The 18,292-nt window shown below is 67.0% G+C and carries 17 protein-coding genes; 9 read left to right on the top strand and 8 right to left on the bottom strand.

Going from position 1 to position 18,292, the window contains the following annotated elements; all coding sequences use genetic code 11:
• Window positions 1-11: 11 nt before the first annotated feature.
• From B2747_RS10425 to trxA, 5 genes are all read right to left on the bottom strand, one after another.
• Entirely contained in the window at window positions 12-998 is a 987-nt protein-coding gene (locus B2747_RS10425; RefSeq protein WP_291160130.1) for a hypothetical protein, read from the bottom strand.
• The gene (locus B2747_RS10430; RefSeq protein WP_291160133.1) at window positions 961-3,672 is read right to left on the bottom strand and encodes a DUF4175 family protein; all 2,712 of its coding nucleotides are present in this window, start codon (window positions 3,670-3,672) and stop codon (window positions 961-963) included. The genes B2747_RS10425 and B2747_RS10430 overlap by 38 nt, the downstream gene beginning before the upstream one ends.
• A complete protein-coding gene (locus B2747_RS10435) occupies window positions 3,669-4,373 on the bottom strand; it encodes a DUF4159 domain-containing protein (RefSeq protein ID WP_291160136.1) in 705 nt (234 codons plus the stop codon). The genes B2747_RS10430 and B2747_RS10435 overlap by 4 nt, the downstream gene beginning before the upstream one ends.
• Before the next feature lie 29 nt (window positions 4,374-4,402).
• Window positions 4,403-5,212, bottom strand: a complete 810-nt coding sequence (gene rsmI, locus B2747_RS10440) for a 16S rRNA (cytidine(1402)-2'-O)-methyltransferase (protein WP_291160148.1) — start codon at window positions 5,210-5,212, stop codon at window positions 4,403-4,405.
• Between the two features lie 77 nt (window positions 5,213-5,289).
• The gene (gene trxA / locus B2747_RS10445; protein ID WP_291160154.1) at window positions 5,290-5,613 is read right to left on the bottom strand and encodes a thioredoxin; all 324 of its coding nucleotides are present in this window, start codon (window positions 5,611-5,613) and stop codon (window positions 5,290-5,292) included.
• A gap of 99 nt (window positions 5,614-5,712) precedes the next feature.
• Here trxA and mce point away from each other — a divergent pair, with 99 nt between their 5' ends.
• Window positions 5,713-6,123 (top strand): methylmalonyl-CoA epimerase, encoded by a 411-nt coding sequence (gene mce, locus B2747_RS10450; RefSeq protein WP_291160158.1) that lies wholly within the window; start codon window positions 5,713-5,715, stop codon window positions 6,121-6,123.
• Between the two features lie 56 nt (window positions 6,124-6,179).
• Here mce and B2747_RS10455 read toward each other — a convergent pair whose 3' ends face one another.
• Entirely contained in the window at window positions 6,180-6,752 is a 573-nt protein-coding gene (locus tag B2747_RS10455) for a hypothetical protein (RefSeq protein ID WP_291160161.1), read from the bottom strand.
• A 92-nt stretch (window positions 6,753-6,844) separates the two neighbouring features.
• Here B2747_RS10455 and B2747_RS10460 point away from each other — a divergent pair, with 92 nt between their 5' ends.
• Genes B2747_RS10460 through ispE form a run of 3 tightly spaced genes read left to right on the top strand, consistent with a single transcriptional unit; the run spans window position 6,845 to window position 9,572 of the window.
• Window positions 6,845-7,588, top strand: coding sequence for a pyridoxine 5'-phosphate synthase (locus tag B2747_RS10460; RefSeq protein ID WP_291160164.1), 744 nt, complete (start codon window positions 6,845-6,847; stop codon window positions 7,586-7,588).
• 47 nt (window positions 7,589-7,635) lie between these two features.
• Window positions 7,636-8,649, top strand: coding sequence for an Hpt domain-containing protein (locus B2747_RS10465; protein WP_291160167.1), 1,014 nt, complete (start codon window positions 7,636-7,638; stop codon window positions 8,647-8,649).
• Window positions 8,650-8,660: 11 nt separating this feature from the next.
• The gene (gene ispE / locus B2747_RS10470; protein WP_291160170.1) at window positions 8,661-9,572 is read left to right on the top strand and encodes a 4-(cytidine 5'-diphospho)-2-C-methyl-D-erythritol kinase; all 912 of its coding nucleotides are present in this window, start codon (window positions 8,661-8,663) and stop codon (window positions 9,570-9,572) included.
• Here ispE and B2747_RS10475 read toward each other — a convergent pair whose 3' ends face one another.
• Together B2747_RS10475 and B2747_RS10480 are read right to left on the bottom strand one after the other, a co-directional pair.
• Window positions 9,573-10,475, bottom strand: coding sequence for a cyanophycinase (locus B2747_RS10475; RefSeq protein ID WP_291160172.1), 903 nt, complete (start codon window positions 10,473-10,475; stop codon window positions 9,573-9,575).
• Window positions 10,476-10,499: 24 nt separating this feature from the next.
• Window positions 10,500-12,377, bottom strand: a complete 1,878-nt coding sequence (locus tag B2747_RS10480) for a multicopper oxidase domain-containing protein (protein WP_291160173.1) — start codon at window positions 12,375-12,377, stop codon at window positions 10,500-10,502.
• Between the two features lie 159 nt (window positions 12,378-12,536).
• Here B2747_RS10480 and B2747_RS10485 point away from each other — a divergent pair, with 159 nt between their 5' ends.
• The 5 genes from B2747_RS10485 (at window position 12,537) to B2747_RS10505 (ending at window position 18,285) form a co-directional block, all read left to right on the top strand.
• Window positions 12,537-13,535: a threonine ammonia-lyase gene (locus tag B2747_RS10485; protein WP_291160176.1), complete on the top strand. Its 999-nt coding sequence runs from the start codon at window positions 12,537-12,539 to the stop codon at window positions 13,533-13,535.
• Window positions 13,536-13,704: 169 nt separating this feature from the next.
• Window positions 13,705-14,298 (top strand): TetR/AcrR family transcriptional regulator, encoded by a 594-nt coding sequence (locus B2747_RS10490; protein ID WP_291160179.1) that lies wholly within the window; start codon window positions 13,705-13,707, stop codon window positions 14,296-14,298.
• 20 nt (window positions 14,299-14,318) lie between these two features.
• Entirely contained in the window at window positions 14,319-15,254 is a 936-nt protein-coding gene (locus B2747_RS10495) for an alpha/beta fold hydrolase (RefSeq protein ID WP_291160181.1), read from the top strand.
• 67 nt (window positions 15,255-15,321) lie between these two features.
• Window positions 15,322-16,251: a dienelactone hydrolase family protein gene (locus B2747_RS10500; RefSeq protein ID WP_291160184.1), complete on the top strand. Its 930-nt coding sequence runs from the start codon at window positions 15,322-15,324 to the stop codon at window positions 16,249-16,251.
• 414 nt (window positions 16,252-16,665) lie between these two features.
• Entirely contained in the window at window positions 16,666-18,285 is a 1,620-nt protein-coding gene (locus B2747_RS10505; protein ID WP_291160187.1) for a TldD/PmbA family protein, read from the top strand.
• Window positions 18,286-18,292: the final 7 nt, after the last annotated feature.

The following is an 18,292-nucleotide window of genomic DNA, read 5'->3' on the forward strand; positions in this document are numbered from 1 at the left end:
GCCCCACACGCTTACTGCGGTGGTACGCTGCCATTGAGTCGACGGAAGTACTCGATCACCAGACGGCGATCTTCAGGCCCCAGCCCACGCAAGTCGTTCCACGTGGGTGGCTGATAGCGCCCCGCCGCACGGCCCGAGGCGGAACCGTCGACACGACCGGTACCCTGACCGGTGCCGGCCTTGGCTTCGCGCGGGCCCTGATCATCCCGCTCATCCTGCTCGAGAAAGCGTCCGGCGTCGAGCAGACGGCGATACAGCGACTGCTGACGCTGCGCGACGTTGGGATCGAGTCCACCACGCTCGAGTTGCTGCGCCAACTGCTGGGCCTCACGCGCCAGGGCATCGGTGCGTCCGGTCTCATCGAGATCGGACACGTCCGTGAGGTTGCGCGCGACTTCTCGCTGCTGCCGCGCGAGCACGCGTGCCTGCTGCTGCGCCTGATCACCCTTGGCGCCGCCCGGCATGAGATTGAGTCCCTGCATCTGGCTGTTGAGCTGTCCCTGCTGCTGTGCAAGCTGCTTGAGCTGCTCCATCATCTCGGTGAATCCGGAGGCCGACTGCGCGTTGTTGACGCGCTCGCGATCGCGTACCAAGGATGACAGCGCCTGATTGAGCGCCTCACTGGCGTCTTTCATGGCGCTCTGCGCCTGCTGCGATCCACCCGGCTGGCCCGACTGCTGCATGGCCTGCGTGGCCTGCTGCACGCGGCGCTGGGCTTCACCCATGGCCTTCTGCGAACGCTGCGACAGCAGAGACGACGAGCGCCCGGCTTCTTCGAGCTTCTCCGCTGTCTGCTGCACGCCCTGCTGCAGTGCACTCTGCTCACCCTGCATGCCCTGCGCGCCGTCCTGCTTCATGCGCTGCTCGAGCTCGGCCTGCTGCCTGGCCAACTGCATGGTCTCGTTGATGGCCTGATCGAGTCGATCCGATAGCTCACCCTTCCAGGCGTTTACCTGCGCATCACGCGCCTGTCCGAGCTGCTGCGCGGCCTTGTCCATGGCGTCGGCAGCACGACGCGCCTGGTCTGACGGGTTGCCCTGCTGACCTTGCTGACCCTGCTGGCCCTGCTGGCCCTGCTGGCCCTGCTGGCCCTGCTGGCCTTGCTGGCCTTGCTGGCCTTGCTGGCGCTTGCTGGCCCTGCTGGCCCTGCTGGCCCTGCTGGCCTTGCTGGCCTTGCTGGCCTTGCTGGCCTTGCTGGCCTTGCTGCTGCTGACCTTGTTGGCCTTGCTGCTGCTGGCCTTGCTGCTGCTGTGCCTGTTGCTGGCGCGCGGCCTCACGCGCCGCGTCACGCGCCGCCTGCGACATCGCATCCGCGGCCTGCTTGGCCAGAGGCTGCGCCTCACGCGTCTTTTCCGCGCCGGAGCGCGCGCCGGCCTCCTCGAGACGCTTGGCCAGATTCTGCACTTCGCGCTCGATGTCGCGCGAACGTTCAGCCAGCGAGCGTGGGTCCGTGCTGCTGCGCTGCTCTGCGCCGTCCTTGGCTTCGCCGGGCTTGCCGTTGGCATCACGGCGCTGCGCGCCATCCATGCGATCGGCCATTTGCCGCTGCTCCTTGGACAGATCGCGCGCGTCGTCACGCAACGTCTGCATGGCGCCCTCGAGCGCGGCCCGCTTGAGCATCTCGGCACTGCGCTCGAGCTGTTCGCGCATCTGCTTCTGCTGCTCCGACAGCTGTTGCATGGACTGCTGCGCCTGCGTGCCGCTCAACCGGTCCGCATTGCGATTGAGCTCCTCGAGCTGCTTCTGCATCTCGGGCGTCATCGCGTCACGCAGCATCTTCTGGATGTCGCGCATGCGCGAGGCCAGCGTGGTATCGAGCGCATTGGCGTTGCGCAGCCGCGACTCGAGCTCCTGGGCACTCTGCCGCAGGGAGTCCACGCGCGCGCCCAACTGCTGCTGCTCACGCGCCATCTGCTTGGCCTTCTCGGCAGCGCTGAACGACATCGACTGCGACTTGTTGCCTTCGCTCTTGGCTCCGGCCGATGGATTCTGTTCGGCGGCGCTGCCCTGCAACTCGCGGCTGCGTGAGGCGTCGCTGGTGTTCTGCTGCAGTCGGCGTTCCTGCTGCGCCAGCTGCGCCGCGCGCTGCGCCAGCGAATCGGCCAGGGCGCGTGCCATCGACCGCTGCTCGGCCAGGGTGGGCATGCGCAGAATGATCTCGGCGCTCACCGACTCCTGCGCCCAGGGCGAGTCGTCGGTGGCCACCGCCGTCACGTGCAGCTTGTCACCCGGCTCCAGCTGACGCCCATCGAGAGTGAGCGTGGCGCCCCCCTCAAACACCGGCGACCCGGGCGCCGCCACGTCCACACGCTCGCGTGCCACGGCACCCGTTGCGCCATCGGCGCCAGCGCGTTCACGCCATACCACGAGATGCACGCGCGCGACGCCATGGTCATCACTCGCATCAACCAGCACCGCCACCTGGCCCGTTGGGCCGATGGCCGTGTCGGTCATGGGCGCCACGATTTCGACCGCCGGCTTCTGGTCGGGGATGACCGTGAACGGCAGGGCATCCGGAAGTTCGGGCGCCAGAACCGCCCCATCAGCACGGGGTGTGGCCTCGGCAAGCCACTGCCAGGTGCCGTCGCGATCGATGGGCAGCAAGGCCTCGGCAGGCTGCCCCGTCCCCACGGCATCGCCCGCAAGCTGCATGGCGATGGTATCGCTGCCATTCACGAGACGAGCGTCGCGCGCGCCGGCGTGCAGCATGACCCGCACACGAACGCGCGTGCCCCGCGGTACGCGCAGCGGCGGCACCGGTTCCAGCGACTCATCGCTGCGGCCGAGATACGCCGGATACAACGCGCGCAACGACACGTCGCCAATCCAGCCCCGATCTTCGATGACGAGTGCGGCCTGCAGTTCCGGCGCCCGTCCGTCACTCACACGCAGCGCCGTGGGGGCGCGCACGGGCCCGAGCGGCAACTGCACACGTCCGTCATCGGCCACTTGGAGTGTGGTATCGCGCCAGGCCTCACCTTCGGCGCGCCAGGCGATCTGCACCGTCTCACGCGACGGCGCCACCACGCGCACCGTCACCGGCATGCCCCGGGGCACACGCAAGGGCAATCGATCAAACGTCATGGCAGGCAGCAGCGTGCCGCGCCATGCCGCAAACGGACGACGCATGACCGACAAACCATCGGGCACAACACGCGCGGCTGTCGCGACGGCCGCCACACCAAGGGCGGCTGCACAACCGGCCAGCGTGACACCGCGCAGCACGCGACCCGCGGCCAGCGGCACCAGTGGACCGGCCGTCAACTGACGTGCCACGTCTTCTGCAGCGCGCGCGCCCAGCACGCCCTGCTCCGCCACTTCCAGCGCGCCGCGGAGCGCACCGGCCCGCAGCGATTGCTCCGTCTCAATGGCACCGGCCAGCCCCGCGCGTGAAAGCAGCGTGGCATGACGCGCGCGCCACCAACGCACACCGGCCCACGCCCCACCGAGCCCCAGGGCCCACATGACAAATGGTGCGATGCGCGGCGCGCGCATCCAGCGCCCATCAGCCAGCAGTAGCGCGCCGAGCGCGATGGCCAGGGCAAAAACAGCCAACACAAGGAGAACGGATCCGGCATGCACACGCGCCTGCAACCCGCCCTGCTCGTTGGCGAGGCGGGTATCGAGAGAGCGCTCCGCGGATGATGCGGTTCGCAGTGCCGGTGCGGTCATGGGGTCACCCGCGCCGTGGTCGCGTACGTGAAGAGATTGATGCCGAGTCGCAGTGCGGCCTCATGCAGCGCGGGCGGATCCGGATATGTCCCCACGTCTTCCCATCCGTTGCCAAGGTCAGCCGAGTAGGTGTAGTACACCGCGAGACGGTTGCCGATGAAGATGCCGTAGCCCTTGGCCGGCTTGCCGTCGTGTTCATGAATCTTGGGCACACCACCCGGCAGGTCGTACACCAGGTGGTAGATGGGATGTGACGTGGGCACCTCGACGAGCGGGCGATCGGGAAAGACCCGCGCCATCTCGCGGCGGAAGCTTTCGTCGAGCCCGTAGTTGTCGTCGGCGTGCAGGAAGCCGCCGCGCGTGAGATACTCGCGCAAGCGCTGCACTTCGCGCTCACTCAACTTGATCTCCCCGTGCCCTGTGACGTGCAGGAAGGGAAAGTCGAAGAGGGCCGAGTCGGTGAGTCGTACCTTGGCTTCCGTGCGCTCTATGGGCAGCGAGGTGCGCTCGGCGATGGCGCGAATGAGGTTGGGCAGACTGGAGGGATTGGCATACCAGTCTCCACCACCATCGTACTGCAACCGCGCAATGGCGAGTCGCCCGGGCCCCGCAGCCGAGTCGCCGCGTTTGGGCGCGGCGGCCGCCATGACGACGGCGAGCGGCCCGAGCACGCACACCGACAACAGGAACTTACGAAGCACGTGCGGTGGGCGTGGCATGGCGGGGCGACTCAGGTGTCGTGGGCGAGGCGGTAGGCGAGATTTCGGCTGGCGCCGTGTTCGTCCATCAGCATGCGGACAATATCACGCGGACGGAAGCCTTGGGCGCGCAGATCCGCCGCGATGGCGTGCAGACCGTCCTCCGAGGGCGCCTCAGTTACACCGCCAGCGAGCACGAGCACGATTTCCCCTCGCGGAGGGGCCGTGTCGTAATACGCAGCCAACTCGACCAGCGTTCCGCGCCGGATCTCCTCGAAGTGCTTGGTGAGCTCCCGCGCCACGGCTGCCTGTCGAGTCGTCCCGCATATGGTCGTCAGGTCCCGCAGCGTGTCCACCAAGCGGTTGGGCGATTCAAAGAAGACCACAGCATGGGGCGAGCGCGCCGCCAGCGCCAACTGCTCTTCCCGCTCCTTGCCCTTCCGTGCCGGGAAGCCGAGCACGGTAAAGGGATGCGGCGTGAGTCCCGACGCCACCAGGGCGGCAAGGGTGGCAGAGGCGCCAGGCACGGGTACGACACGATGGCCGGCGCTGAGGGTTGCCTCGACGAGTCGGGCGCCCGGGTCGGACACCAGCGGGGTCCCGGCATCGCTGATGAGCGCCACGGATTCGCCGGCCGCCAATCGGGCCAGCACACGCGGCAGGACACTGGCTTCATTGTGCTCATGCAGCGCCACCGTGGCGGTGCGAATGCCGAAGCGGTCGAGCAATGGCCGACTGTGGCGCGTGTCTTCGCAGCAGATCACCGCCACCTGCTGCAACACGGCCAGCGCGCGCAAAGTCATGTCCCCAAGGTTCCCAATGGGGGTGCTGACAATGTGCAAGGCCCCAGGCGTTGCCGCCTGGGGCCATTCCCTCGCCGCCGCGTGTGCCAGCGACTCGAGCGACGAGGCTGACTCGGTCAGGCGTGCTCCTTGAACTTCGCTTCAAGGGCGGGACGCGGCACCGCCCCCACCACCTGATCAACCAGCTTGCCGTCCTTGAAGAACAGGATGGTCGGAATGGAACGCACATTGAACCGCGCGGCCGTGCGCTGGTTGTTGTCCACGTCGAGCTTCGCGACCTTGACCTTGCCCTGATAGTCCACCGCGAGCTGCTCGACGATGGGCGCGATCATGCGGCACGGCGCGCACCAGGTGGCCCAGAAGTCCACCACGGCCAGGCCCTGATGCTGCTCGATCTCGTTCGCGAACGTATCGTCCTTCACTTCGACTGCGTTGGCCATCGTCTGCTCCGTTGGGGCGCGGTTGCGGCCACCGGCCACGCGCCCCGTGTGCGGGATTAGAATTCGGATGTTGTCACCGACGCCCTCAACTAGACCGCCATGACCCAATCCGTTCGCCGCGGCACGCGCATCGCCCACATCGGGATTGCCGTTCGCGCCATCGACGAGCTGCTGCCTATCATGCGTGACGTGCTGGAGATGCCGGAGGTTCCACTCGGCGACTCCGACGGCGCGACCATTGTCGGTCTGGCCTCCGGTGAATCACTGGTGGAACTGCTGCAGGCCAACGCTGACGATACGCCAATCGGCAAGTTCGTCGCCAAGCGCGGGCCCGGCATTCATCACGTGTGTTTTGCGGTGGACGACCTCGACGGCATGCTGCAGCGCTGTCGGGATGCGGGCCTCCGGCTCATCGACGAAACACCACGCCTTGGTGCCGAGGGGAAACGCATCGCGTTTCTCCACCCGAGCAGCACCGGCGGGGTGCTCGTCGAACTGTCCGAATACTAGTCGGACGGGCACGGGGCGGGAGTGTGGGCCCCTGGTCAGCCCCTTGGGTCAGCGCCTCAGGTGCAGAAATCCCGCAGCTTGGAAACGTCCACATCCTGGACCAGCCACTTGCCACCGGGGCCGGTCACCGTGGTGAAGGTCGTGCGGGCGCTGACCTTGCCCTTGGTCAATTCCACCAGGTACTCCTGCAAGCCGCCGGCTATCAACCGCGGCCGGTCTTCGGCGTACACGAACTTGTCGTGCTGCATGAGACACTGCATGACGATGAGTCGCTTTTCGAGCTCATCGCGCTTGAGCTGGTCGCGCGCAAGGCCCTTGCTGTTCCCCCAATAGGCCGACATCCCCTGCAGATCCTGGGTGTTGACGGCCTTCAGGAAGGCGTCAATGGCCGTCTTTCCGCTGGGCGCACCGGCATCCGACGGCATGCTGCCAACGCTGGGCACCGCCGCACCAGGCAACGACGTTTCAGACGAAACCATCTGGCGGGCGCAGCCCCCCAGCGTCAGGGACGCGCCGAGCAGCGCGGCCAGTCCGAAAAAGCGGACCGGGCGGGCCCGGCGCAGCGTCGGTGTCGGGATCCGGTGTTCCACCTGCGTCTCCTTCCTTCGTCGTGAACTGGTGGGGGACATGGTCTTACCGCTGGTCCGCCACGAAATTGATAAGCTAGTACCCCAGGGGCGTCGCCGTGGTCGCCCTGCACCCTTTTGCCGGACATCCGCCTGTGACGTCGCTCCGCTATCAGCGCCTGTATGTCAACATTGATCACGTTGCCACGGTCCGGCAGGCCCGGCGGGGGCGTGAACCGGACCCCGTGGCCGCTGCCGTGCTCTGCGAGCAGGCCGGGGCCGACGGCATCACGGCGCACCTGCGTGAAGACCGACGACATATCCAGGACGATGACATTCATCGCCTGGCGGCCGCCGTCACCACGGTGCTGAACCTCGAGTGTGCCATAACCGACGACATGCTCCGCCTTGCCGAAACACTTCGGCCCGCGCAAGTGACGCTGGTGCCCGAGCGCCGCGAAGAAATCACCACCGAAGGCGGACTGGACGTGCTCTCCCACGAGGCCGCCGTGCGTTCGGCTGTGGCACGGCTCAAGGCCGTGGGTATTCGCACCAGCCTGTTCATCGACCCGGACGAAGCGGCCGTGCGCTGCTCGCAGGCGGTGGGCGCCGATGCCATTGAGCTGCACACCGGCACCTACTCGCATCATCCGCGCGAGCTCGTGCCTCTCATGGCCCTGCGCAAGGCCTCCGCGCTGGGCAGCTCGCTGGACCTCGCGGTCCATGCCGGCCATGGCCTGTCTGTACACAATGTGGGACCGGTGGCCGCGATTCCCGAAATCGAGGAGCTCAACATCGGGCACGCCATCGTCGGACGCAGCATCTTTGTGGGACTCGAACGGGCGGTGCGGGAAATCCGCGACGCCATGGACGAAGCCCGCGCGGCAGACCGTTTCTGAGCCGACGCGGGCGAGCCGACCGTTTCTGACCTGACTGCCCCCACGCCATGACTGCCCCGCACGCGCTGATCGAGTTCTTCCAGAAGGAGGCGGCCGAGTATCTCGACCGGCTCGAACAGTTGCTGGCGACCGGGGAAACCCAGGGGCCCGACGCGGCGGCGTTTCTCTCCAGTGCCCGCGCTCTGCGTGGCAGTGCCAGCATGACCCGGCTGGAGGGTCTGGCGGACTTTGCGTCCACCGTGGAGCGCATTGCCGCCGGCTGGCGCGATCGCGAGTTGCGCTGGGATCAGCGCCTGCACTTTGCGGTGCGCGGGGCGCTCGCCGAGCTGCGCTCGCTGGTGGAACGCGCGGGCGCGTGGAGCGAGGGGGAAACGCGGCGAAGCCGCACGCAGTCGGTGGCCCTTGCGGCGGTGGCCGCTGGCTATCTCGCTCTCGCGGTACCTACCGACTCACCCACCATGCCCATTGTACCCATCGCCCGTTTTTTCCCGGACGATGGCCTGCCCAACATCGTGCAGCGCAACGCCGCGCCGCCCATCACGCTGGCGCAGCGCTTCCGCCAGGACATTGCCGGCGCCGCCGACGGCGTGGCCCGCGAATCCGCCGCCCTGGCCACCACACCCGCCGGGCCGGCGCAGCTGGCGGTGTTCGATGGCCTCCGGCGCGCGCTGCTGGGCCTCGCTGATGTGGCCGAGAGTTATGGCGCCAGCAGCATTACGACACTCGCCACGCGCATGGCACGCGCGCCGTTGGCGACGGCCAGCGAACGCGCGGGCGTGCAGGGATTTGCGCGCTTGCTGATGGACCGCGAGCTGAGCGATCTGCAGCTCGCGCAGCAGGTGAAGCAGGCCGGTCTCACCTGGGCCGGTGCGACGCAACCCGAGCCGGCCATCGTGCCCATCGAGTCCCTGCTCTATCGCGGGCACTCGGCCGTATCGCGCGCGCGCGAAGTGCGCGACCATCTCAACGTGCATCGCCAGCGCGGCACACTGGGAGAGCCCGAGGCACAGGAGCTCTTTGCCGAGCTGAGTGACCTGCTGGATCTCGCGGTCACGACGTAAGTGCACACACCGTGAGTGATCGCATCCAGCCCCGTGAAGCGGGGCGTGTGACCGAAGCCGCGCACGCCAAGATCAACATCATCCTGCACATTCTGGCGCGCGAGGCCAGCGGCTATCACGGCATCGAGACGCTGTTTCAGCGACTCGCGCTGCACGACGACGTGACCGTTGCGGTGCAGAGCGGCAATCGCACACTGCACTGCGATGGCCCGAGCATGCCCGCCAGTGGCCTTGGCCCCACCGGGAGCAATCTCGCGTGGCGAGCCGCCGTGCAGTACTGCGACGCGGCTGCGTGGCCCACGGGGTTTGCCATTGCGGTGCACAAGCGCATTCCGGTGGGCGGCGGGCTGGGTGGTGGCAGCGCCGACGCGGCGGCGGTGCTGCGCGCACTCAATCGGCTGAACCCCGCGCCACTCAGCGAGGCCCGTCTGCTTGAACTGGCCGGCGGCCTTGGTGCCGACGTGGCATTTCTGTGTACGGGCGCCTCGCGCGCCTGGGCCTGGGGCCGCGGCGACCGACTGCTCACCTTGCCCGCGCTGCCCGACATGGCCGTAACCCTGCTGGCGTTTCGCGAGGGGGTGAACACGGCGGCGGCGTATGGAGCGGTAGCAGCGGCGCGCAACACGCAGGGCACGCGCATTGAGGCCATGGCGCGAGACCTGAACGCGCTCATGTCGTGGGAGCAGATTGCGCGTGCGGCGCACAATGATTTTGAGCCCGTCGTGACCACCATGCACGCCGGCGTCTCACAGGCCCTGCCCGCCGTCATGCACGCCGCCGCGCAACTGCGCGCGGCCGGTCACCCCGCCATCGGCCGCATGAGCGGCAGCGGCGCGACCTGCTTTGTGCTGCATCCGACGGGAACAGTACCTGAGTTGCCCGACCTGCCTGATTGCACAGTGGTTCGCACGACCACGGCCTGACTACGGGATCTTCGCTTCGCCCGTCTTCGGATCGAACGTCGCGCCAGCGGGCAGCAGATGCAGCCTGGCCCCCGCGGCTCCCAGCACCGCCGCTGACGCGCCCGTGCGCTGCGCCTGACGTGCATCCACCACGAGCACCGAACTCGCGCCCGCCACGCGCCACAGACCAGAGGGCTCGACAATGAGTGCCGTGCCTTCATCGATGCCCGCGCCAAGATGCGGCCCGTCGCCAAGCACGAGGCTGAGCAGACGATTGTGTCGCTTGCGACGCAGGAAATGCTGGTCGATGATGGCGTCCGTGAGATAACCGAAGCCGCTGTCAGTCGCCACGCTGCCCCGTGCCACGCGCGTCCAGGCTTCCGACGAATCCCGACGCGCACCGAGTTCATCACCGGTGATCATGGGGGTGGAGATGACGGCCGCGCCGGCTGAGGTGCCTCCAACCACGGCGCCCGCCACAAAACGCGACCGAATGGCGCGCTCCACCTTGCTGCCGCGCAGCGCGGCAATCAGGCGGTTCTGATCACCGCCACCAAACCAGACGCCCGTGGCACGATCCAGCAGCCGTACCACCGAGTCCATGTCGGCCTGCTCTCGCGTGATCCACAACGACTGCGAACTGGCACCCAAACGGCGGAAGTCCTCGGCCTTGGCCTCGCCACTTTTTTCGCCGTTCACGCTCGCCTGCGCAAACACGACGATGTGCGCCTTGCCCGGCCCGCCGGCGCGCGCCACAAAATCGCTGACCAGCGCCGCCGGCTGCGTGCCGCCACCCACAATGAACAGCGTGCCGCGCCCGCTTGTTTGCGCGGACACCTGATTGACCACGCTCATGCTCAGCGCCTGCATTGCCGTCAGCGCGAACAACACGGCGCCCATGACGCTCGACTTCGTCGTTTTCATCGACACCTTGGCTCTGCTCATCCATCATCGGGGTTTGACTTCGACCGGTACGCGAATCATCCACCCGGAATCTTCACTGCGCACGAGCAAACGGAACTGTCCCGCTGCTTTGGGTGTGACGAGAAAGTCCGCGGTCTCTCCCGGCCCGGCCGCCCAGGTGGCGGCCGTCGGCACTCGCAGTGCGACCGGCAGATCGGCTCCATCCTTGGCCGCGGGTTGCCATTGCCATGCCGCCTCCTCCGTGCCCAGGGTAGCGCGGATCTGCCAGTCGGGATGAATGCTGGCCAGGCGCAGGCGATGCGTTTCGCCCACGCGCATCACCACCGGACGTGGGAAGCGTCGGCCGTTCACGAGGGCCCACGGACTCTCGAAACCCATGGGCACGTCGGGCACGCCGCCCCCGCCGATCACCAGCACATGATCGCGCGAGGGGTCATACGCCGCGGGATCATCAAGCACCAGAATCACACCATACAGCCCGCCGTTCATCTGCTCGGCTTCGCTGAAATGCGAGTGATACATGAACGTGCCCGTGCGTGGCGGCGTGAACGTGACCGTGAGCGAGTCCCGTGCCAGCACCGGATGCAGCACACGGCTACCCTGCCCACTCACGTGCGGCACGCCGTCGGGGTAGCTCTCGATTTCAAGACCGTGCCAGTGCACACTCGTGGCGCGATCGAGGCGGTTGTGCAGCGTGATGGCCACCCGTTCGTTCCTGCGCAGCAGCAGCAAGGGCCCCGGCACGCGCCGTGCGCTCACAGGCAGCAGCTGCTGCGCACTGTCGGCCAATGCAAACGAGAACCCTGATCCCCCATGGAAGAAGGGTTCGCCCTTCTTGTCGATGACGAGATGCAGCTGCCTCGCCGCCGCCCCCCGATTGACTTCGGTAGGCGAGGTGACCGTGAAGGCCATCACCAGTCCGCCCATGTGCCGGCCGTCGGGGGTGTAGCCACGCGTGCGCTCCACGTGCCGATACGCGGTGTCGGCGCTCGACACGGCGTTCACATGCGTCGCAAAGTGACAGTGAAAGACCCAGTTGCCGGGTTCGTGCGGCTGAAACGCCAGGGACATGCTGTGCCCGGGCGGCACGAAGTCGGTGACGACCAGCGGCTGTCGCGCCGCAGCAATGGCGTCATCCGCTGTGCCGTTGCCGCGCCGCGTGACCCGATAGTAGAAGCCATGCAGATGCATGGGATGGGGCACCGTGGCGCCATTGAGAAAACGCCAGCGCACGGAGTCATTGGCGGCATAGGTCATGCGCTCGGTGTGCGGCCAGGACCGACCGTTGAGTGCGAGTTGCGCCTTGATCTCCTCGCGTCCGTTTACCGAGTCGAACGTGAAGGACTCGGTCACCACCAGCACACGATCGGCCCGACCCACCTCATTCGGCGCATCCACCACAATGGCGCCGGTCAGCTGTCCGTCTTCCCAGCCGCGTGAATCGAACGCCGTGCCATGACGCGCCGCCCAGTAGAGACGGTTGCCCGCCTTGTCAAAGCGCAGCGTGGTGCTGACGCGCGCTCCCGGCGCCACAACCAGCGGTGCGTCGGACGTGGTGAAGCCATGCAGGTCCACGGTGTCCGGCAACTCGCTCACAAACTCAAGGCGTACCGGCGCAGCGCCCTGGGCTCGGCGCAGCAGCGGGCCAGGAATGCGCGGCACGTCGCGCTCCGCTTCAAAAGCCCACACCTTGAGCGTCGGGCCCGCGCTGCCCTCAGGGTGCCAGGTGACCGCGCGCAGCGCAATGCGAAGCGTCGCGCGCCCATCGGACAGCGCCGTCTGACGATTGTCATGCGCTTCGGCTTCCGTCTCCACGTCACGACCGCGTCCTCTGTCGGACGCGGTCGCGCCCAGAAACATTGCCGCCACGGGCCACCAACGCTTCCACGACGTGTGTTGCATGCCGCCTCCCGACATCGGGTAACCAACAAGCCATCGTGGTCACGAATGTGCAGTGCGCCAGAACGCTTTGCTGGTGAGCATTGCGTCATGCGTGCGCCATTTCGTCGCGGTTGGCGGCCCCGACTGGACCGAACGCGTGTGTCCCGCCCAGATTCGGATATGACCTCTCCCCTGCCCATTCCATCGCTCGACGATCTGCGCGCGGCCCGGACGCGCATTGCTGGCCACGCCGCCGTTACGCCGCTGCTGCACTCGCCAGCGCTCGACGCTGCGGTGGGTGGCACCGTGCTGGTCAAGGCGGAAGTCCTGCAGCACACCGGCTCCTTCAAGCTGCGAGGCGCGCTCAACCGTACGCTGCAAATTCCCGCAGCCGACAGGCCACGCGGCGTCGTGGCCTATTCCTCTGGCAACCACGCGCAAGCCGTAGCCTACAGCGCGCGGCTGCTCGGCATGCCGGCCGTTATCGTCATGCCGAAGGACGCTCCTGCCATCAAGATTGAGCGCACGCGTGGCTTCGGCGCCGAGGTGGTGCTGTACGACCGCTACACCGAGGACCGCGAGGCCATTGGCGGCGCCATTGCGGCCGAGCGTGGCGCCATTGTCGTGCCGCCATTTGAAGATCCGGCGGTGGTGGCTGGGCAAGGCACACTGGCTCTCGAAGCCCTTGAGCAGGCCGTGCAGCGCGGACACCGTGTGGACCAGTTGCTGGTGTGCTGCGGTGGAGGCGGCCTCACCGCCGGCTGTGCGCTGGCGGCAGAAGGCGTGTCGCCGCACACGCGCGTGCACCCGGTGGAGCCGGTGCACTTCGACGATATGGCGCGTTCACTTGAGCAGGGCCGGCGCGTGCAGAACGAACCCGGTCATCAGTCCATCTGCGATGCCATCGTCACGCCGATGCCGGGCGCGTTCACCTTTGGCATCTGCCAGTCCCGCGTCGGGCCCGGCCTCCGGGTGAGCGACGAACAGGTACTGGCCGCCATTGCCTTTGCCGTGCGCGAACTCAAGCTGGTGGTGGAGCCGGGCGGGGCCGCGGCCCTGGCTGCGGCACTCAGCGGACAACTGCCGACAGCCGGCCGGACCACGCTGGTGGTGGTCACAGGTGGCAATATCGACCCGGCCATTCTGGCGAGGGCGGTCGGGGTGCCCGGAGCCGCTTAGGTCTGCGGCGAACTGATCAGTTTCGGGAATTGAGTTCAGGTATCGAGTTCTGGGTTCTGCAGAGTCCTCGCAGCAACTCAAGACTCGAAACTTGAACCCCGAACCCGAAACTCATCCTTTCCTTTAGCAGCAACCTTGCTATTGAACGATCGTTCAATCAATGTAAAGAATGCCCCGCTCTCCAAGCGCCAACGACGCCATCCGCCTCGCCACCCGCCAGCGACTGCTCGACGCGGCCATGCGCTGCTTTGCCAGCAGGGGTTTCGCCGGCACCAGCATCCGCGACATCGCCCAGACGGCCGGCGTCGCCACGGGCCTCCTGTACTCCCACTTCGACAGCAAGGACACCCTGCTGCTCTCGGTTTTCGCGCAGAACATGCAGCAGGTGCAGTCCACCTTTGCCGAAGCCCTGAGCGTGCCTCCCGGCGGGCAGCCCGTCGCCACCCTCATTCGCGCGGCCGTGCGCACCGTGCGGGCACACCTCCCCTTCTGGCAGCTCTCCTACGCGCTTCGCCACCAGCCTGAGGTCCTCGGTGCCTTGGGCTCCGCACTCACCGCCTGGCAGCAGGACATCGTGCAGCATCTTCAACGCATTCTTGCCGATCAGGCCACCGAGACCGAAGCCCTCGCGCTCTTTGCGCAGATTGACGGCCTCTGCCAGCATTTTGCCGCCAATCCCTCCAGCTATCCGGTGGACGACGTCGCCGAAGCGGTCATCGCGCAGTGGACGAGTGTGTGGGCGAATCCGCGGAACGCTTCATGACCCATCACGTGACACGCCACATGACGCCCGACTCTGCAGACAGTCAGCCCCCCTCCTACCGTGCCGACGAATGGCAGCGCCCCTCCCTCGACTATGCCCATCCGGACGGGGTGCTGCGGTACATCGATATCGGCCAGGGCCCGACCGTGGTGCTGGTGCACGGCACGCCCACGTGGAGCATTGAGTGGCGCCATGTGATCGACGCGCTGGCGTCCACGCACCGCGTACTGGCCCCTGACCATCTGGGCTTTGGGCGCAGCGCGCGTCCCGCCACGGCCGACTATTCGCCGGAGGCGCACGCGAGGCGCTTCGCCGACTGGGCCGCCCACCTGGGACTCGCAGCCAGCGATGAGTCGTCGCCACTGACACTCGTGCTGCACGACTTTGGCGGCCCCATCGCGCTGGATTGGGCCCTGCAGGTGGCCGCGTCCCAGCCGCAGCGCCTCGCCCGCATCGTGCTGGTCAACACCTGGTGTTGGGACCTGGCCCGCGACCCTGCACTGGGCAAACGGGCCCGCCTGGCAAACTCGGGGTTGGTACGCTTTCTGTACCGCCACTTCAACGCCTCGCCGCGCTGGCTCATCCCGGCGGCTTACGGGGACAAGCGCCGACTCGAACCGGCCAGACACCGCGCCTACCAGCAGCGCTTCCCCGACCCCGATGGCCGCGAGCAGGTGCTCTTTGCGCTCGCCCGGTCACTGACCGAGAGTGCGCCGTGGTTTGAAGGCCTCTGGGCCCGGCGCGCCGCGCTGTCGTCAGTGCCCTTGCATTTCATCTGGGGACTGGCCGATTCTGCTTTTCCACCATCGATTCTTGAAATGTGGACAGCCGCCTTCCCCCATGCGACACCCCACACATTGGCAGGGGTCGGACACTGGCCCCACGAAGAGGCCCCCGGTTCGTTTCTCGAAGCGCTGCTCCCTCTGCTGCAAGGTCCCGCAGGCCACCGCGGATAGCCGGAACGCAGCGGCGGCATCGGGTATTTACGACACGTGAAGCCTGCGTCGGGTGCCACCTTGACCCGTGACGCGCCACCTCCCGCTTTCCCTCACCACCGGACCTGCCATCATGAACACGCGCTTCGCCCGCATGGGCGCGCTCGCCGTTGCCCTGCTTCCCCTGCCCCTGCTGGCCCAGTCCACCAACCAGACATCCAACAAGACGTCCAACGCCAAGACCTCGCCTGACTACGCCGAGGCCATGCACCGGGCGCATGCGAACGAGACACCCACGGCGTCCGGCGCCGCGCGTATTGCGCCGCGCCTGGCCGTGAGCGGCGAATCGGTGGTGTACGCCACCATCGGCGGCAAGGCCGTGCGTGGGTACCTCAGCACACCCGCCAACTACCGCGGCGGCCCGGCCATTGTCATGGTGCACGAGTGGTGGGGACTCAACGACAACATCAAGGCCATGGCCGACCGCTATGCCGGTGAAGGCTACGCCGTGTTGGCCGTGGACCTCTTTGGCGGAGAAGTCGCGACCACCTCGGCGGCGGCCATGAAGCTGTACCAGGCTGGTATGGCCAACATCGGTGCCGGTGAGCAGAACGTGGCCGCCGCGGTGCAGTACCTCCGCAGCAAGGGCGCCACCAAGGTGGGCAGCGTGGGCTACTGCTTCGGTGGCCACTGGTCATTGCGCACCGGCCTCGCGGCCGGCGCCAACCTGAACGCCGTCGCCATCTACTACGGCGCCCCCATCACCGATGCGACGCAGCTTGCTCGTCTCAAGGCGCCCGTGCTCGGCCTGTTTGGTGGCAAGGATCAAGGCATCCCGGTGGACAGTGTCCGCGCCATGGAGGCGCAGCTCAAGAAGCTCGGCCGCCCCGTGACCATCGAGGTGTACGCCAACGCCGATCACGCCTTCGCGAATCCCAGCGGGCAGGCCTACAACGCCCCGGCAGCCGAAGACGCCTGGAAGAAGACGCTGGCCTTCTTCGCGGCGAACCTTCGCTGAAGGGTTCATCTCTGATTTCAGACTTGAGAGGGTGGGAAGCCCGTGGCTTCGCCCAGATGGTGCGAGGACGAGACTGAAATAGACGATGAGAGGTGAGCAACCAATGAGGTGAGAGTCCGGACCGAGTTGGACCGGGGACCGCGGTCGAGGTTGTGGTCGGCCGCGGTCGGGGTCGGGGTTGGGGTCGGGGTCGGGGTCGGGGTCGGGGCCGAGGTCGACCACAACCGCAGTCCCTTGCCGCCGAGATTCGCGTCTCTCAACTCATTGGTTGCCCATCTCTCATCGTCCATTTCAGTCTCATCCTCACACCATCTGGGCGAAGCCACTGGTTTCTCACCCTCTCAAGTCCCGGGTCTGAGAAACGAGAGACCAGAGGGCCACTCAACGATCGGCGCCTTCGTGCATTATTGAGGCATGACCTCCCGCCGCGATTTCCTCACGACCTCGGGCACGGCACTCGGCGCACTGGCCTTGGGTCCCCGCCTCCTCGAGGCGTTGCCGGGCGCACCGGCCCCGCTTCCGGCCCTCACCATCGACGCGCCCACGCGCGAACTCATGATGGAGGCCCTCGACGCCGCCAAACGGGCGGGCGCGAGCTGGGCCGACGTGCGCATCTCGCGCAATCGCAACAACAGTGTGCAGACGCGCGAACGTCAGGTCACCGACGTCGTGGACACCGACACCATGGGCTGCGGCGTGCGCGTGCTCGTGGATGGCTGCTGGGGCTTTGCGGCCACCCAGGATTTGAGCAAGGCTGGAGTAGGGACAGCCGCGCAGGAAGCCGTGGCCATTGCCAAGGCCAACCGTGTGGCGCGCGATCGCCGCGTGGAACTCGCGCCGGCGCCCGCGCAGGTGGACAAGACCTGGCGATCGTCGTACACCATCGATCCGTTCACGATTGCCATTGAAGAAAAGGCCGACCTCCTGCTGCGTGCCAACGCGGCGGCGCTCACGGTGGCCAATGTGCGCTTCGTGAACAGCGGCCTGTCGTTCGTGAAGGAAGAGCGCAACTACGCCAATACCGACGGCTCGGTCATTGTGCAGGACTATGTGCGCAGTTGGGTCACCATGTCGTGCACCGCGGTGTCTCCCGATCGCACGGGGACAGCTGTTCGTGGGCCGGAAGTGGTGCAACCCGCCGGGCGCGGCTGGGAGTATGTGCTCGAAGCGGACATCGTGAACAACGCCAAGGTGTGGGCCGGTGAAGCTGCAGAGAAGCTCACCGCCAAACCCGTGGAACCGGGACGCTACGATCTCATTCTGCATCCCTCGCAGCTCTTCCTCACCATTCACGAATCGCTGGCGCATCCCACCGAGCTCGATCGCGCCATGGGCTACGAGGCCAACTACGCCGGCACCAGCTTCATCTCACCGCCGGACAAGGTGCTGGGCTCGCTCAAGCTGGGGCCGCCCATGATGCAACTGGTGGGCAACCGCAGCGAAGTGGGCGCGCTGGCCACGATTGGCTACGACGATGACGGCGTGCAGCCCGATGACTTTGCCATCGTGAAGGATGGCATCTTCGTGGACTACCAGACCACGCGCGAACAGGCGCCGTGGTTGCGCACCTGGTATGAAAAGAACGGCAAGCCCGTGCGCTCGCACGGTTGCGCCTACGCGCAGAGCTGGGCGGATGTGTCCTTCCAGCGCATGCCCAACGTGTCGCTGCTGCCGGGCGACAAGGACCTGTCGTGGAACGATCTCATTGCGGCCACGGACAAGGGCATCGCGATGATTGGTCGCGCCTCGTACTCCATCGATCAGCAGCGCTACAACGCGCAGTTCGGCGCGCAGCTCTGCTACGAAGTGCGCAACGGCAAGATCGTCGGTCAGGTGAAAGACGCCGCCTACCAGATGCGCACGCCGGATTTCTGGAACACACTCGACATGCTGGGCGGCAAGTCGAGCTACATGCTCGGCGGCACCTTCAACGACGGCAAAGGCCAGCCAAGCCAGGCCAATGCCGTAAGCCACGGCTGCCCGCCGACCCGCTTCAAGAACGCCACCATCATCAACACGGGGCGCACGCTGTGAGCCATTT

It is taken from the genome of Gemmatimonas sp. UBA7669 (genome assembly GCF_002483225.1).
Taxonomy (GTDB): Bacteria; Gemmatimonadota; Gemmatimonadetes; order Gemmatimonadales; family Gemmatimonadaceae; genus Gemmatimonas.